At 70.5% G+C, this 16,038-nt stretch carries 12 protein-coding genes; 5 read left to right on the top strand and 7 right to left on the bottom strand.

Going from position 1 to position 16,038, the window contains the following annotated elements:
- Positions 1–13: 13 nt before the first annotated feature.
- The 4 genes from CRP50_RS02025 to CRP50_RS02010 form a co-directional block, all read right to left on the bottom strand.
- On the bottom strand, positions 14–214 hold the full coding sequence (locus CRP50_RS02025; protein ID WP_097277299.1) for a hypothetical protein: 201 nt from the start codon (positions 212–214) through the stop codon (positions 14–16).
- Positions 215–276: 62 nt separating this feature from the next.
- On the bottom strand, positions 277–1,968 hold the full coding sequence (gene leuA, locus CRP50_RS02020; RefSeq protein ID WP_097277298.1) for a 2-isopropylmalate synthase: 1,692 nt from the start codon (positions 1,966–1,968) through the stop codon (positions 277–279).
- A gap of 620 nt (positions 1,969–2,588) precedes the next feature.
- Positions 2,589–3,575, bottom strand: a complete 987-nt coding sequence (locus CRP50_RS02015) for a mitochondrial fission ELM1 family protein (RefSeq protein WP_097277297.1) — start codon at positions 3,573–3,575, stop codon at positions 2,589–2,591.
- A 4-nt stretch (positions 3,576–3,579) separates the two neighbouring features.
- Positions 3,580–4,359, bottom strand: coding sequence for an enoyl-CoA hydratase/isomerase family protein (locus CRP50_RS02010; RefSeq protein ID WP_097277296.1), 780 nt, complete (start codon positions 4,357–4,359; stop codon positions 3,580–3,582).
- Positions 4,360–4,457: 98 nt separating this feature from the next.
- Between CRP50_RS02010 and CRP50_RS02005 the strand changes: the two genes are divergently transcribed.
- Positions 4,458–5,168, top strand: coding sequence for an orotate phosphoribosyltransferase (locus CRP50_RS02005; protein WP_097277295.1), 711 nt, complete (start codon positions 4,458–4,460; stop codon positions 5,166–5,168).
- A 61-nt stretch (positions 5,169–5,229) separates the two neighbouring features.
- On the top strand, positions 5,230–6,027 hold the full coding sequence (locus tag CRP50_RS02000; RefSeq protein ID WP_097277294.1) for a formate/nitrite transporter family protein: 798 nt from the start codon (positions 5,230–5,232) through the stop codon (positions 6,025–6,027).
- Positions 6,028–6,048: 21 nt separating this feature from the next.
- Here CRP50_RS02000 and CRP50_RS01995 read toward each other — a convergent pair whose 3' ends face one another.
- Positions 6,049–7,479: a hypothetical protein gene (locus CRP50_RS01995; RefSeq protein ID WP_097277293.1), complete on the bottom strand. Its 1,431-nt coding sequence runs from the start codon at positions 7,477–7,479 to the stop codon at positions 6,049–6,051.
- Positions 7,480–7,655: 176 nt separating this feature from the next.
- Here CRP50_RS01995 and treZ point away from each other — a divergent pair, with 176 nt between their 5' ends.
- Both treZ and treY read left to right on the top strand, forming a co-directional pair.
- Positions 7,656–9,488 carry a malto-oligosyltrehalose trehalohydrolase gene (gene treZ / locus CRP50_RS01990; RefSeq protein WP_097277292.1) on the top strand — a complete coding sequence of 611 codons (1,833 nt, stop codon included), beginning with the start codon at positions 7,656–7,658 and terminating at the stop codon, positions 9,486–9,488.
- The gene (gene treY, locus CRP50_RS01985) at positions 9,485–12,400 is read left to right on the top strand and encodes a malto-oligosyltrehalose synthase (protein ID WP_097277291.1); all 2,916 of its coding nucleotides are present in this window, start codon (positions 9,485–9,487) and stop codon (positions 12,398–12,400) included. Before treZ ends, treY begins: the two co-directional genes overlap by 4 nt.
- A gap of 42 nt (positions 12,401–12,442) precedes the next feature.
- On the opposite strand, the gene CRP50_RS01980 is transcribed toward treY, so the two are convergent.
- Positions 12,443–13,156 (bottom strand): hypothetical protein, encoded by a 714-nt coding sequence (locus CRP50_RS01980; protein WP_097277290.1) that lies wholly within the window; start codon positions 13,154–13,156, stop codon positions 12,443–12,445.
- A 144-nt stretch (positions 13,157–13,300) separates the two neighbouring features.
- Entirely contained in the window at positions 13,301–14,137 is an 837-nt protein-coding gene (locus CRP50_RS01975) for a universal stress protein (RefSeq protein WP_097277289.1), read from the bottom strand.
- A 242-nt stretch (positions 14,138–14,379) separates the two neighbouring features.
- Between CRP50_RS01975 and CRP50_RS01970 the strand changes: the two genes are divergently transcribed.
- Complete coding sequence (locus CRP50_RS01970) at positions 14,380–15,855, top strand: thioredoxin-like domain-containing protein (protein ID WP_097277763.1); 1,476 nt, start codon at positions 14,380–14,382, stop codon at positions 15,853–15,855.
- Positions 15,856–16,038 lie beyond the last annotated feature (183 nt).

Here is a 16,038-nt window from a genome sequence, read left to right as displayed (position 1 = left end):
CCTAAGGTTGTCTCTACTCCCGCAGCACCGCCGCCAGGGCGCCGTCGCCGAAGCGGCGGCGGAGGAAGTCTTCGGCGGTGGTCTCGGCGGCGATCTTGTGCAGCACGGCCGTCACCGCGAACTGCTCCAGCGTCATGCGCCGTTCCGCCGCCAGATCCTGGGCGGCCGTCATCATCCAGTCCGGCAGGCGGACCGTCACCGTATTCGCGTTCATGTCTGCTCTCTCCCCGTGCGGGAGGGACGGCCGAACCCGAAGGCGGCCGCCCCTGCCCTGCCTTACTTCGCCGCTTCGCCGCGGTTGATGGCGCTCAGCACCGCCTTCAGCGAGGCGACGACGATGTTGCGGTCCATGCCGGCGCCCCACAGGCTGCGGCCCTGCGCGTCGGTGACGCAGACATAGGCGGCGGCCTGGGCGTCGGCGCCGCGGCCGATGGCGTGCTCGCTGTAGTCCTCCACCTTCACCGAGACACCGCAGGCCCGCGCCAGCGCGTCCACCAGGGCGTCGATGGGGCCGGAGCCGTGGCCCTCGATGGACTTGCCGACGCCGTTGTCGAGGATGCGCGCGGTCAGCGCCCGCTTGGCCCCCTCGCCGCCCTCGCTGATGGGCACGGTGCGGTGCTCCACGAAGGCGAAGCGGCCGGTGCCCTGGTAGAGGTAGGTCTGATCGAAGGCGCGCCAGATGAGGTCGGGCGTCTGCTCGTCGCCGGTGCGGTCGGCCAGCTGCTGGACGACGCGGGCGAATTCCACCTGCATGCCGCGCGGGATCTTCAGGTCGAAGTCGCGCTCCAGCACATGCGCCACGCCGCCCTTGCCCGACTGGCTGTTGACGCGGATGACGGCCTCGTAGGTGCGGCCGATGTCGGCCGGGTCGATGGGCAGGTACGGCACCTCCCACACCGGCTGGTTGCTGGCGCGCATGGCCTTCAGGCCCTTGTTGATGGCGTCCTGATGGCTGCCCGAGAAGGCCGTGAACACCAGCTCGCCGGCCCACGGGTGACGCGGGTGCACCGGCATGCGGTTGCACTCCTCGGCGATCTCGACGATGCGCTTCATGTCGGAGAAGTCGATTCCGGGGTCGACGCCCTGGCTGAACAGGTTCATGCCGAGCGTGACCAGGTCGACGTTGCCGGTGCGCTCGCCATTGCCGAACAGGGTGCCCTCCACACGGTCGGCGCCGGCCATGACGGCCAGCTCGGCGGCGGCGACGGCGCAGCCGCGGTCGTTGTGCGGGTGGACCGAGATGATGGCGCAGTCGCGGTTGGGCAGGTGGCGGCAGAACCATTCCACCTGATCGGCATGCACGTTGGGCGACGACATTTCCACCGTCGCCGGCAGGTTCAGGATCACCCGCTTCTGCGGCGTCGGCTGCCACACCTCCATCACCGCCTTGCAGATGTCGACGGCGAAGTCCAGTTCCGTGCCCGTGAAGCTTTCCGGCGAGTATTCGTGCACGATGTCCATGCCGCGGGCGCGGGCCGCCTCGGCGTGGGTATGGACCAGCTTGGCGCCCTTCACGGCCAGGTCGATGATGCCCTGGCGGTCCAGCCCGAACACCACGCGGCGCTGCAGTTCGCTGGTGGAGTTGTAGAGGTGGACGACGGCCCGCGGCGCGCCCTCGATGGCCTCGAAGGTGCGGACGATCAGGTCCTCACGCGCCTGGGTCAGCACCTGGATGGTGACGTCGGCGGGAATGCGGCCCTCGTCGATGAGCAGGCGCAGAAAATCGAAGTCGGTCTGCGACGCGGCGGGGAAGCCGACCTCGATCTCCTTGAAGCCCATCTCCACCAGCAGGGTGAACATCTTCAGCTTGCGGTCGGAGCCCATGGGCTCGACCAGCGCCTGGTTGCCGTCGCGCAGGTCGACGGCGCACCACATGGGCGGCTTGGTGATGGTGTTGTTGGGCCACGTGCGGTCGGTCAGGGTGACCGGCTGGAACGGGCGGTACTTGGTGGTGGGATCGACCTTCATGATCTGTCTCGTCTCGTCTGGCTGTGAAGCTGCTGGGGTAGAAGCGGCTTCGGCCGTCGGTGCGCCGCGCGCGATCAGGACCGACGGCCGCCGATAAGTCGCAGCAGCGCCAGCACCCGGGCGCCGATGTGCGGCGCGGTGACGAGGAAGGCGGAGGTTGTACTGTGGGGGGTCATGGGGACTGCGTCCTGCCCTGGTGACTGCAAACATGCCGATCCGGCGCGGCCCGCGAGGGGCGGCCGGGTCAAATAAGTCGCAGTAGGGCGAGGTCGCGAATCTGTTCCATGGGGATATGGGTACGGAGGATGGGCGGCGGTGTCAAGGGTGTTGGGTGCGGCGGGCGGCTGATCGGGTGCCGGTTTGGGTAGCCACCAAGGCACCAAGGACACCAAGGGCGCCGCTTCGCGGCACAAGACGAGGGAGGGGAGGCCCTCCCTCGCGCTCCCTCCGTTTTCCTTGCCACTTTTGTCGTGGCCGGACTTGATCCGGCCATCCACGGCGCCACGGTCGGCAGCCATGGGGCTCCGTCATCCACGGTGGACGGCGGGGGAGCCGTGGATACCCGGCTCGGAGGCCGGGCATGACAAGCACGGCGAAAGCGACCGTGACGTCCTTCGCGCCTACTCCACCCCCAACCCCAGGTTCTGCCGCACCGCCAGCGCCACCTCGCGGGCGGCGTTGAGCGGTGGGTGGGTCCAGTCGTGGAAGGCACCCGTGAACGGCCGGGCATAGCCCAGGCGGTACAACTCCGCGTGCAGGCGGGCGTGCTTGGGGGCGACGAAGCCCTCCGGCGCGTGGATGAACACCGGGCCCTGCGTCGCGCAGGCCTCCGAGCACATGGAGACGCTGTCGCCCGTCGCCACCACGGCATCGGCCAGCGCCAGCAGGCCGAAGTAGGGGTTCTCGCCCGGGTCGCCCACCTTGTAGAGCCACATCGGCTGCGGCAGGGTGCGCTCCAGCACCGTCACCGCCTCGGCAGGCGTGCGACGGCTGGTGGTGATGAGCAGGGTGCCGCCCGTCTCGGTCTGGATCTGGCGCAGCTTGGCGGCCAAGTCGGCGGCCTCGCGCGGGCCGAAGGGGCGGTTCTTGGTGCTGCCGCCGACCAGCACCGACACGAAGGGCCGCGGATAGCTGTCGAAGCGGTCGCGCCAGGCTTCCGCCTCGCGGTCGAGGCGTTCGGGCGTCACCCGATGGGGCGCGCCGGTGATGCGCAGCACCGTCGGCAAGCGGTCCTTGAAGGAGTCGTGGCGCGGTACGGCGATGAGGTCGAACTCGCCGACGGCAGCGGTGCCGAGCCCGCCCGGATACATGATCTGCACCAGGAAACAGCGCCCACCGGCCATGCGCTTGATCCACCGCGCCACCGGGGCGACGCGGCGGCCGGCGCCGATCACCACCGTCGGCCACGGCGCCGACAGGCCGTCGACGCTGTCGTCCGTCAGGCCGAGCGTCGAGGCGCCGCGCACGAAGTTGGGCAGCGCCGCCAGCCGGGAATAGCGGATCTGCTTCACCTCGAACGGCAAGCCCAGCGCCTCGGCGACGCCGAGCGCCTGGTTCACGTTGCCGGCGCGGTCGTCGGCCAGCACCCAGACGGTCGGCGCCGCCATGGCGTCACTCCCCCTTGAAGGCGGGCTTGCGCTTGTCCTTGAAGGCGCTCAGGCCCTCGGCGTAGTCGGCGGTGGCGAGGAAGGCGTAGCACTCGTCCAGCTCCGCCTCGGTCACCGGCGTCGGGTCGAGCAGACGGCGGACGAAGCGCTTGTGCCAGGTGTTCACCTTGGGCGCGCCGGCAGTGATGCGCTTGACCGTCTCGGCGACGTCGGCGTCCATCATGTCGTCGGCGACCACCCGGTTGACGAGGCCCATGCGCAGCGCGTCCTGGGCGTTCACCACCTTGCCCTCCAGCAGGATCTCCAGCACGTTCGCCGGGCCGGCGTGGCGCAGCAGGCCGAGGATCTCCGGGTAGGCCATGACCACCGAGATGCGGTTGATGGGCACGCCGAAACGGCCGCTTTCATTGCAGATGCGGATGTCGGCCATGGCCGCCAGTTCGAGCCCGCCGCCGACGCAGGCGCCGTCGATGCGGGCGATGACCGGGTGGCGGCACTCGCGCACCGCCCGCAGGGCCTCGCGCATGATGACGTCGTAGTCCTTGGCCTGCTCGGCCGTGGCGCGCACGGTGTCGAACTCGCCGATGTCGGCGCCGGCCGCGAAGGCCTTGCCGCCGGCGCCGCGCAGCACGATGCAGCGCACGCCGTCGTCGGCGTCGAGCGCCGTGAACGCCGCCGCCAGACCGCGCCACATGGGCAGGTCCATGGCGTTGAGCTTTTCCGGCTTGTTGAGGACGACGGTGGCGAGGCTGCCCTCGCGCTCGACGGTGATGACGTCGGCCATGAACGGGTCCCTTCCCCTCGGGTTTGGTCGTTGTGTGACGGCAGGTTTACCCTTAAACAGGGGCACATCCAATACGATTTCCCCAAGGGAGCCCGCCCATGTCCCTCGCTTCTCCCCCCGCGGCCGCGGCGTCGCGCAGCCCCGAGCAGAAGGCCGCCGGCCTGGCCGTCGCGCGCATCCTGCTGGAGATCCAGGCGGTCAACTTCCGCCCCGAGGAGCCCTACATCCTCACCTCCGGGCGGGCGAGCCCGGTCTACATCGACTGCCGCAAGGTCATCGCCTTCCCGCGCGCCCGCCGCAAGATCGTGGAGCTGGCGCGCGACTGCATTGAGCGCGAGATCGGCTGCGAGAGCATCACCCACGTGGCCGGCGGCGAGACGGCGGGTATCCCCTACGCGGCGTGGATTTCCGACGCCCTCATGCTGCCCATGCTCTATGTGCGCAAGAAGCCCAAGGGCTTCGGCCGCATGGCGCAGATCGAAGGCCACCTGACCGAGGGCGGCAAGGTGCTGCTGGTGGAAGACCTGGCGACCGACGGCGGCTCCAAGCTGGTGTTCGCCGACGCCATCCGCGCCGCCGGCGCCGAGTGCGCCCATACCTTCGTGCCCTTCTTCTACGGCATCATCCCCGGCGCCGAGGAAGCCCTGCTGGAGCGCGGCGTGAAGCTGCACTATCTGGCCTGCTGGTGGGACGTGCTGGACGTGGCGGAGCAGCAGAAGCTGTTCACCCTGGATGCGCTGGGCGAAGTGCGCGCCTTCTTCAGCGATCCCATCGGGTGGTCCAAGGCCCACGGCGGCAAGGAAGAGTAGCGAGCCGGGAGGGTCTTCGCCGCGTTGGTCGTCTGACCGGCACCCCGCAGCGGAGACCTCCATGGCCGACAAGGACGACGACCGCCCGAGCCAGGCGGAACGATCCCGCCTCAACGCCTTCGAGCTTTACGAGGTGGTGTCGCGCGACGGCGAGTCGGAACTGGACCGGCCGGCAACCTCGCTGTGGTGGTCGGGCGTCGCCGCCGGCATCGCCATCACGGCGTCGCTGGTGACGGAGGGGCTGCTTTATCTGCACCTGCCGGAAGGGCCGTGGCACCACGCGCTGTCGAGCCTCGGCTACACGGTCGGCTTCCTGATCGTGGTCATCGGCCGCCTGCAACTGTTCACCGAAAACACCATCACGCCCGTGCTGCCGCTGCTGTCCCACCCGGGAATGGAACTGGCGCGTGGCACGGCGATCCTGTGGGCCGTGGTGTTCGCCGCCAACATGGTGGGCGGCCTGCTCGCCATCGCCGTCATGGTGTACGGCGGCACGGTCACGCCCGAACAGCTGGACGCCATGGTCGCCGTCAGCCGCGTCGTGCTCGGTCACGGCTGGCTGGAAACCTTCCGCCTCGCCATTCCCGCCGGCTTCCTCATCGCCGCCGCCGTGTGGCTGCTGCCCAATGCGCGCGGCTACGAGATCTGGGTGGTGGTCGGGCTCACCTACGTCATCGCCCTCGGCGACTACAGCCACGTCATCGCCGGGGCGGCGGAAGTCTTCCTGCTGTGGATGGTGGGCGAGGCGGACATCGCCAAGATCCTCGGCTTCATCTCCGCCGCCTTCCTCGGCAACGTGGTCGGCGGCACCGGGCTGTTCGCCCTGCTCGCCTACGGGCAGGTGAAGCAGGAGCTGTAGCGCCGGGGCACGGGCCGTCGCTCACGCCTTCACGTAGGCCTTCAACTGCGTCAGCTCCTTGGTGCGGGCGGCGAGCCACTGGCGCACCTTGGCCGCCGCCGCTTCCGCCTGCTTCAGCTCGTCCGACTTCTCGCGCTTCAGGCGCGTCAGTTCGTCGCCGAGCTTCTTCTCGTAGGTATCGAGCGCCGCCAGGGTCTTGGTGAAGGCCGTGGCGACTTGGCCGCGCTGGCCGTCCTGGCTGTCCGGGTCTGAGCCGGCGAAGGTGGTGACGACATCGGCCAGGGTGTCGAAGTTGGGGCCGAGGTCCGCCTTGCCGAGGGTGATCGGCGTCTTCTCCAGCTGCTTCTTGCAGGTGCGCCAGTCGGCGCGCATGTCGGTCAGGCTGCCGAGGATGCGCTTGGCCTGCTCCTCCGCCTGCCGCTTGCGGACCTTAGCCTCCTCCTTGGCGATGAGCTTGCGGCCGCGCCGTTCGGTCTCGGCGGTGATCTCGATGTCCTTGGCGTACTGCGGGATCGTCTTGCGCACGGCATCGACCGCGGCCTGCGCCGTCTTCGCTTCGTCGGCGGCTTCGTCGTAGGCGGCCACCGCCTTGGGGAATTCGGCCAGTGCGGGGCGCAGGCTCGCGATGGGCAGCGGCTTGGCGCGGGCGATGGTGTCGATGTCGTCTTTCAGGTCGTGGGGTGTCCAGCCGATGAGCGTGCGGCGGTCGGCGAAGGCGTCCAGGCGCTTGTCGGCGGCGTCGCACAGGGCTTTCAGGCCCTCCACGTAGGTGCGTGTGGCCGTGGCGACCCAGCGGTCGATGTCCCAGTCGTGCCCCTTGGACACCTGCGTCAGGTCGCGCTTGAAGTCGGCCGCCAGCGCCTTGGCCGGCCGCGTGAAGCGGTCGTCCAGGCCGTTGCGGGCCCAGGCGTCGAGGTAGGTCTTCAGCCCCGCCCGCACCGCCTCGACCTGCGCATGACAGCGTTCGTGCTCCTGCTTGGCGGCGAGGATGCGCTTGGCGTTGGCCCCGGTCTCGTCCTCGATCGACTTCACGTGCGCCGCCACGGCCTTGGCGAAGGCCGCCACGTCGCTGCGCAGCTTCGTCTCGACCTTGGCGTCGTCGCCCGACTTACGCTGCAGGACGGCGGCGATGGCATCGTCGAGCGCCGATTTCGCGGCGAGGAAGCCGGCCTCGTGGGCGGCGACGGCCGCGTCCATGTGGGCCCGCGCCTTGACGCCGAGCTTGTGGTACTCGGCGGCGGTCGCCGTCGCCTCGGCGGCTTCCAGGTCCTGCTGCGACAGTTCGGCGCTGTAGAGCCCCGCCTGCAGGTCGCCGTAAGCCGTCTCCAGGGCGTCCAGCCGTGCGCCGATGCGGTTGTCGGACCCCAGCACGCGGGCGACCACGCCCAGTGCCGCGGCATAGGCCTTGGACGTCAGGGTGTCCGGGTACGGACGGAACCGGAAAGCGGGCATGGCACATCCCCCCTTTGCGTGCGCGCCTACGCCACAGTAGCAGACTCGGGCATGCCGGTCATGGGCGCAGATAGGTGCAACAACCGCGACACGCCGCAGCGGTCCCGAACGTTGATGCCGCGAGGGAGGCTCCGCCCCTCCCCCCCCGCGACCACCACCCCAGGAGGCCCCCGCGCATGCGCGATCACCACTCCATGCCCTTCGGCGCCGAACTCACCCCCGACGGCTGCCGCTTCCGCCTGTGGGCGCCGGACGTCGATCGCGTCACCTTGTGCATCGAAGGCCCCGGCCCCGCCCGCGAGATCGCCGCCACGCCCGACGCCGACGGCTGGGTCCAGGTGGTGGAGGACGGCGTCGTGCAGGGCACCCGCTACCGCTGGCGCCTGCCCGACGGCCTCATGGTCCCCGACCCCGCCAGCCGCTATCAGCCGGAGGACGTGCACGGCCCGTCGGAGGTCATCGACCCGCTCGGCTTCCAGTGGACCGACCAGGCGTGGGAGGGTCGGCCGTGGGACGAGACGGTGATCTATGAGTTGCACGTCGGCACCTTCACGCCGGAGGGCACCTTCCGTGCCGCCATCGACCAGCTCGACTACCTGACGGACCTGGGCGTCACGGCCGTCGAGCTGATGCCCGTCGCCGATTTCCCCGGCCGCTGGGACTGGGGCTACGACGGCGTCCACCTGTTCGCACCCGATGCCGCCTACGGCCATCCCGACGACCTGAAGGCGCTGATCGACGCCTGCCATGCGCGCGGGCTGCAGGTCTTCATGGACGTCGTCTACAACCACTTCGGGCCGGAGGGGAACTACCTCCACGCGCTCGCCGCCAAGCGGTTCTTCGACGCCGGCAAGCACACCCCCTGGGGGGCGGCCATCGCCTTCGACGGGCCGCACGGCAAGTGGGTGAGCGACTTCTTCGTCCACAACGCGCTGTATTGGGTCGACGAGTTCCACATCGACGGCCTGCGGCTCGATGCCGTCCACGCCATCCACGACGACCGCGACCTCGACGTACTCGACCGCATCGCCGAGGCGGTGCATGGCCGCGAGGGCGGCGACATGCGGCACATCCACCTGGTGCTGGAGAACGACCTCAACGCCGCCCACCGGCTGACGCGCGACGACGGACGGGCGACCCACTACGTCGCCCAGTGGAACGACGACAGCCACCACGCCCTGCACTGCCTGCTGACCGGGGAAAGCGGCGGCTACTACGGCGACTACGCCGCCGACCCCGCCGCCTTCCTCACCCGCATCCTGGCCGAGGGCTTCGCCTACCAGGGCGAGCCGAGCCGCCACCGCGGCGGCGAGGCGCGCGGCGAGCGGTCCGGCCACCTGCCGCCCACCAGCTTCGTCAACTTCCTGCAGAACCACGACCAGATCGGCAACCGCGCCATGGGCGAGCGCATCGACTCCCTCGCCCGCCCCGAGGCCGTCATGGCGGCCGAGAGCATCGTGCTGCTCGCCCCCGCCATCCCGCTGCTGTTCCAGGGCGAGGAATGGGGCTCGCGCCGGCCGTTCCTGTTCTTCTGCGACTTCGGCGAGGACCTGCACGAGGCCGTGCGCGACGGCCGCCGCGCCGAGTTCGAGAGCTTCCCCGAGTTTCGCGACCCCGAGGCCCGCAAGCGCATCCCCGACCCCATGGCGGAGGAGACCTTCCGTCTGTCCAAGCTCGATTGGAGCGAGGCGACGCAGCCGCCCCACGCCGACCGCCTCGCCTTCACCAAGGCACTGCTGTCGGTGCGCCGCCACGAGATCGTCCCCCGCCTGCCGCGCATCGACCCCAGGCGCAGCCGGGCGGAATTGGTCGCCGACCGGGTCGTGACCGCCCGCTGGGGCATGGAAGGGCACTGGCGCCTGTCGCTGCTGGCGAACCTGTCGGACCGGCCGGTGGACGACATCGTGCCGCTGTCGGGCCGCGTCATCTGGACCACCAACACGGCGGGCGGCCGGCCCGACGCGCTGAACCCCTGGGCCGTGGTCTGGGCCATCGAGGACGCCGAATGACGAGCCCGGCCGCCATGCGCATCGTTCCCGACGCCACCTACCGCCTGCAGTTCAACAAGGACTTCACCTTCGCCGACGCGACGGCGCTGGTGCCTTACCTTGCGCGGCTCGGCATCAGCCACGTCTATGCCTCGCCCTTCCTGAAGGCGCGGCCGGGGTCCACCCACGGCTACGACATCATCGACCACAACGCCCTGAACCCCGAGGTCGGCGACGAGGCGGCGCTCGCCCGCCTGTCCGCCGCCCTGAAGGAAAAGGGCATGGGTCAGATCCTCGACTTCGTGCCCAACCACATGGGCATCGCCGAGGCCGAGAACCCGTGGTGGCTCGACGTGCTGGAATACGGCCAGGGCAGCCCCTACGCCGAATACTTCGACATCGACTTCAACCCGGCCAAGGTGGAGTTGCGCGGCAAGGTGCTGCTGCCGGTGCTCGGCGACCAGTACGGCAAGGTGCTGGAGGACGGCCACCTCGTGCCGAAGCTCGACCGCGAGAGCGGCGGCTTCTCGGTGTGGTACTGGGAGCACCGCTTCCCCCTGACGCCCTACCGCTACGGCCCCGTGTTCACGGCGATCCTGCCGGCGGTGCGCCGCGCCGGCCTGCCCGAGGCGGCCGTGGCGGCGCTGGAGGCGGTGGCGACGGGCTTCCGCGAGGTGCGCGCCGCCGCCCGCTCCGGCCGCGCCCGCGGCGCCCGGCGGGGTCGCGCCGAAACCCTGAAGCGCCGCTTCGCCGAGGTGCTGGCCGAGCATCCGGGCCTCGCCGAGGCGGTGGAGGAGGCCTTGGCCGCCCTGCACGGCACGCCGGGCACGCCGGCCAGCTTCCTGCCGCTGCACCGCCTGCTGGAGGCGCAGAACTTCCGCCTCGCCTTCTGGCGCGTGGCGTCGGACGAGATCAACTACCGCCGCTTCTTCCAGATCAACGACCTCGCCGGCCTGCGGGTGGAGGTGCCGGTAGTGTTCGAGGCCTCGCACCGCCTGGTGATGCGCATGCTGGCGGAGGGCCACATCGACGGCTTGCGCATCGACCACGTCGACGGCCTGTTCGACCCCAAGGCCTACCTCGACCGCCTGGCCACCGCCTGCCGCGCCGCCACCGGCAGCGATACGGACACGTACGTCCTGGTGGAGAAGATCCTCGGCCACCACGAGCGCCTGCGCACCGAATGGCGCGTCGCCGGCACCACCGGCTACGAGGCGCTGAACGAGATCAACGGCCTGTTCGTCGATCCCGCCGCCGAGCGCCGCCTGACCCGCACCTATGCCCGCCTCACCGGCGAGAGCATCGACTTCGAGAACATCGTCCGCGCCGGCAAGCGGCAGGTCATGCAGCAGGAACTGGCGTCGGAGGTGCAGGTGCTGGCCAACGGGCTGTCGCGCCTGTCGGAGCGCAACTGGCGCACCCGCGACTACACCCAGCGCGACATCCGCCTGGCGCTGTCGGAGGTGATCGCCTGCTTCCCCGTCTACCGCACCTACATCGACCGCCGCCGCCCGGCTTCGGAGGATCTGCGCGACATCGATTGGGCGGTGGCGCAGGCGCGCAAGAACCCGCAGTTCCATGACGAGAGCATCTTCGACTTCCTGGATGCCGTGCTGTCCACCGACGCCGGCCGGCGCAGCGACGACCCGTTCCCGCGCGAGGAGGTGCGCCGCCTCGCCCGCCGCGCCCAGCAGGTGACCAGCCCGGTCATGGCCAAGGGGCTCGAGGACACGGCCTTCTACCGCTACAACCGCTTCGCCTCGCTGAACGAGGTGGGCGGCCACCCCGACGTCTTCGGCACCACCGTCGGCAGCTTCCACCACCGCATGGCGGATCGGGCGCGCCTGTGGCCGCACTCCATGCTGACGACGGCAACCCACGACACCAAGCGCGGCGAGGACGTGCGGGCGCGCATCAACGTCCTCTCGGAATACGCAGAGGACTGGACCGGCCGCGTGCGCCGCTGGATGCAGCTCAACCGCCGCCGCAAGCCGGAGGTGGAGGGCGAACCCGTGCCGTCCGCCAACGACGAATACCTGTTCTACCAGACCCTGGTCGGCGCCTGGCCGCCGGAACTGGCGGTGCCGGACGAGGGCACCGAGGACCCGGCGACGGTGGACGCCATGGCGACCTTCCGCGACCGCCTGACGGGCTACATGCTGAAGGCGGTGCGCGAGGCCAAGGTGCATTCCGCCTGGACGCGCCAGAACGAGGCCTACGAGCAGGGCATGGCACGGTGGATCGAGCGGGTGCTGGAGATCCGCCACCGCAACCCCTTCCTCGCCGACCTGCAGCCCTTCCAGGCCCGCTGCGCCCGCGTCGGTGCCGTCAACGGCCTCGCCCAGGCGGCGTTGAAGTTCACCTGCCCGGGCGTGCCGGACACCTATCAGGGCTGCGAGCTATGGGAACTGAGCCTCGTCGACCCGGACAACCGCCGCCCCGTGGACTTCGCCGCCCGCGACGGCCTGCTGGCGGAGATGGAGCGCACCTTCGGCACGGGCGACGCGGGCCGAGGCGAGGCGGGCCGAGGCGAGGCGGCGCGCGCCCTGCTCGACCGCTGGACCGACGGCGGGGTGAAGATGCTGCTGACGTGGCGCCTGCTCACCCTGCGCCGGCGCCTGCCCGCCCTGTTCCGCCACGGCGACTACCGGGCGCTGGAGCCGACGGGCGCCGAAGCCGGCCGCCTGATCGCCTTCGAGCGGCGGCACGAGGGGCAGCGGCTGGTCGTCGCCTGCCCGCGCCTCGTCGCCCCGCTCATGCCGGGCGACGGCGACTGGTCGCTGGGCGAGGTCTGGGGCGAGACGGCGGTGCCGCTGGAGACCGGCGGTCGCTTCCGCCACGTGCTGACGGGGGAGACGGTGGAGGGCGAGGCGCTGCGGGCGGCGGACCTGTTCGCGCACCTGCCCGTCGCCGTGCTGCTGGCCGAGGACTGAAGAAGCGAGGGACGCTAGGCCGTCCCTCGCCCTCTCGCGTGATCAGCCGGCGCCGTAGTCGCACCAGTCGGCGGTGACTTCCACGAAGCCGCGAGCGCCGGGGGCCGCGGTGAAGCGGTATTCCTTGCCCTTGAAGATCATGGAATGCTCGATGGGCAGCTGGCCGGTCACTTCCTCCTCGCGGTCGCCGAGGGGGGAGAACACGACCGTCACCGGCTGCGCCGGGTCGTACCACTGCTCGCGGCCGTTGTTGGCGGCGCGGCCGGTGGCGGTGACCGTGATCATGTCGTTGAAGCGGACCCAGGTGTTGGCGCCGTCGTAGTTTTCCGTCTTGGCGAGGAAGCGGCGGTTTTCCACCGCGGTGCAGTTGCGCGGCGGCTGGGCCTGACCGACCACGAAGGCGAGGCGCTCGGGCGACAGACCCTGCTCCATCTTCACGCGCACCTGCTCCAGCACGGCGCGCACCTCTTCCGGCGCCACTTCCTCGTAGCGCGTGCGGTAGTCGGCGGCGACCTGCTCGGCCGAGGTGAGGCCGGCCTCCAGCTCGCCGATGCGCTGCTGCTGGGCCTGTTCGGTCTGCGACAGACGGCCGATCTCGGCCTTCAGTTCGGTGATCTCCTGCGCCGAGAGCTGGGTGCCCGCCTCGTAGGCATAATAGGCGGTGGCTCCGACGACGCCGAGAAAGACGCCGAACTTGACCAGCCCCATCCAGAACTTCTTGCTCTGCTCGCGCTGGCGACGGCTGCGACGTGCCATCGTTGGTCCCGTCCTCCTGTTGCGGTGGCTGCCGCAGTCCTACTTTTCCTTTGTGGCGCAGGCAAGGCAAAGCCGACGCGCCTACCCCCTATGACAGAGGGCGGCCCGTTCGGAGCCGCCCTCGCCGTGGGACCCGTGTCCCGATCAGTGCGCCATCAGCACCGGCACGGTCATGTGGCGCAGCAGGTGGCGCGTCGCGCCGCCGAGCACCAGCTCGCGCAGGCGGGAGCGGCCGTAGGCGCCCATGACGATCAGGTCGGCACCGGCGTCGGCGGCGCGCGACAGCAGCATCGCGCCGGGGTCGACGTCGTCGGAGAAGATGTGCTCGGCGTTGGCCTTCACCCCGTGGCGGGCGAGGTGCAGCGAGATGTCGGCGCCCGGCACGTCGCCGTGGCCGGCGCGGCCGCCGCGCGGGTTGATGGCCAGCACTTCCACCTCGCGCGCCTTCTGCAGCAGCGGCATGGCGTCGTTGACGGCACGGGTGGCCTCGCGGCTGGCGTTCCAGGCCAGCACCACCTTGCTGCCGATGGTCTTGAACTTGCCGGCGTAGGGCACGACCAGCACCGGACGGCCGGCTTCCAGCACCACGTGGTCGACCAGGCCGTCCTCGCCGTCCATGGCGTCGTCGCTGGTGTCGCGCTGGCCCATGACCACCAGATCGGTGTACTTGGCGTGCAGGCAGACGGTATCCACCAGATCGCCTTCCACGGCACGCCACTCGGCGCGGATGCCGGCGGCGCGGACCTTGTCCTCGAAGATCTTGTGGGCGGCGCGGGCGGCGTCCTGGGCGTACTTGCGCTGGACGTCCTGCACCTCGGGCCCGAGCTGGCTCATGACGAACTGCGGCACATGCGGGACCATGCGCACGAACAGGCCTGTCAGATGCGCATCGTGATCGGTCGCCAGCTTGATGGCGACGTCCAGACGGTCGGCCGAGTGGGCCGAGCTGTCGACGAGCACCATGATGTCCTTCAGCGCCATTGGTTCCTCCTGACGATACGGCCGACGGTCGACGGCCCGCATTTTCTTTTGCACCCCGGGGCGCAAGCCCTTGAAGTCATGGAACCATAGCGCAACCCGCGCAGGCTGCACAGGGGCCACGCGCGGGCACAGGGGAGGCATGCGCGTGCGGGACACCAGCCGTTCGACCCCGCCTTGCCACGGCCGGACCGCGCCGCCATATAGGCCGCACCCGGACAGAACGAACGAGGATGTGGAACGGCATGTATGGTCTGGTCAGGGCGCCGGAAATTGGCCGCGAGGGGCTGACCTGGTTCAACGTTCCCGAGCCGCTGTCGCTGAAGGACCTGCGCGGGCGCATCGTCGTCCTCGATTTCTGGACCTATTGCTGCATCAACTGCGTCCAGGTCCTGCCCACGCTGCGGCGGCTGGAGGAAACCTACCCGCGCGAGGTCGCCGTCATCGGCGTCCACAGCCCCAAGTTCGCCGCCGAGCGCGACCCGGCTGCGGTGGCCCACGCCATCAAGCGGTACGACATCCGCCACCCGGTGGTTCACGACCCCTACATGACCCTGTGGGACGAATACGCCGTGCGCGCCTGGCCGACGCTGGTGCTCATCGGCCCCGACGGCAAGGTGATCGGCCAGATGTCGGGCGAGCCCGACCCCGACCTGCTGGTGCAGGGCATCGGCGACCTCATCGCCAACCTGGGCGGCGTCTGCGCCCTCATGCCCGGCGACCTGCCGCTGACGCTGGAGGAACCGGTGCGCGGCCCGCTCGCCTTCCCCGGCAAGGTCAAGCCCCTGCCCGGCCCCGAGAAGCGCTGGGCGGTGGCCGACGGCGGCCATCATCGCATCGTCGTGTGCGAGACCGACGGCCGCGTCGTCGCCCGCTACGGCACCGGCCTGCCGGGCATGGACGACGGTCCGGCGGAGGCGGCCAGCTTCACCTCGCCGCAGGGACTCGCCTGCACCGCCGACGCCATCTTCGTCGCCGACACCGGCAACCACCTGGTGCGCCGCATCGACCTGCATACGGGCCTCGTCTCGACGGTCGCCGGCCTGGGCTTCCGCGGCATGCCGGTGTGCGAGGGCGGCCCGGCCGACCGCACGCCGCTGGCTTCGCCGTGGGACCTGGAGATCGCAGGCGACACCCTGTTCGTCGCCAATGCCGGCACCCACCAGCTGCTCACCATCGACCTCGCCGGCGGGCACATGGCGTCGCTGGCCGGCACCGGCGGCGAGAACATCCACGACGGCCCCGCCCGCCGCGCCCTGCTGGCGCAGCCGAGCGGCCTCGCGCTCGCCCCCGACGGCTCGGCGCTCTATTTCGCCGACAGCGAGACCTCGGCCCTGCGCAAGGTGATGCTGACCGGCGCGCAGCCCGAGGTGCGCACCCTGGTCGGGCGCGGCCTGTTCGACTTCGGCCTCGCCGACGGGCATCTGTCGGAAGCGCGCATGCAGCATCCACTGGGTGTCGCCGTCATGCCCGACGGCCGCATCGCCGTCGCCGACAGCTACAACCACGCCATCCGCCTGGTGGACGAGGCGGCGGGAACGGTGGAGACGGTGCGCCTCGGCACCCTGCGCTGCGAGGGCAGTGCCTGCCGCCGCCCCCTCAGCGAGCCCGCCGGCCTGTGGGCCAAGGGGCCGGACAGCCTGCTGGTGGCCGACACCAACAACCACCGGGTGGTGGAGGTGGACCTGTCGGCCCGCCGGCTGCGGCCGTGGCTCGGCTGAGCGCAAGGCCGGGCATGGCTCCTATTCCCGACGCGCGCTTTGGGTTGAAGCGCGGGGAAGGGTTCGCGTAGAGTAAGCACCGATTTTCGCTCCGGCGGCGGCGGGCCGTGCGCCGGGGATCGGTTCCCCGCGTGGGAACGACAGCCGAAGCGGCGCGATCGCCGGCTTCGCCATGAGGGTAGC

The organism is Caenispirillum bisanense (genome assembly GCF_900230255.1).
In the GTDB taxonomy this organism is placed as follows: domain Bacteria; phylum Pseudomonadota; class Alphaproteobacteria; order Rhodospirillales; family Rhodospirillaceae; genus Caenispirillum; species Caenispirillum bisanense_A.
Note: the sequence above shows the minus strand (reverse complement) of the source record. Positions and strands in the feature narration are given on the sequence as shown.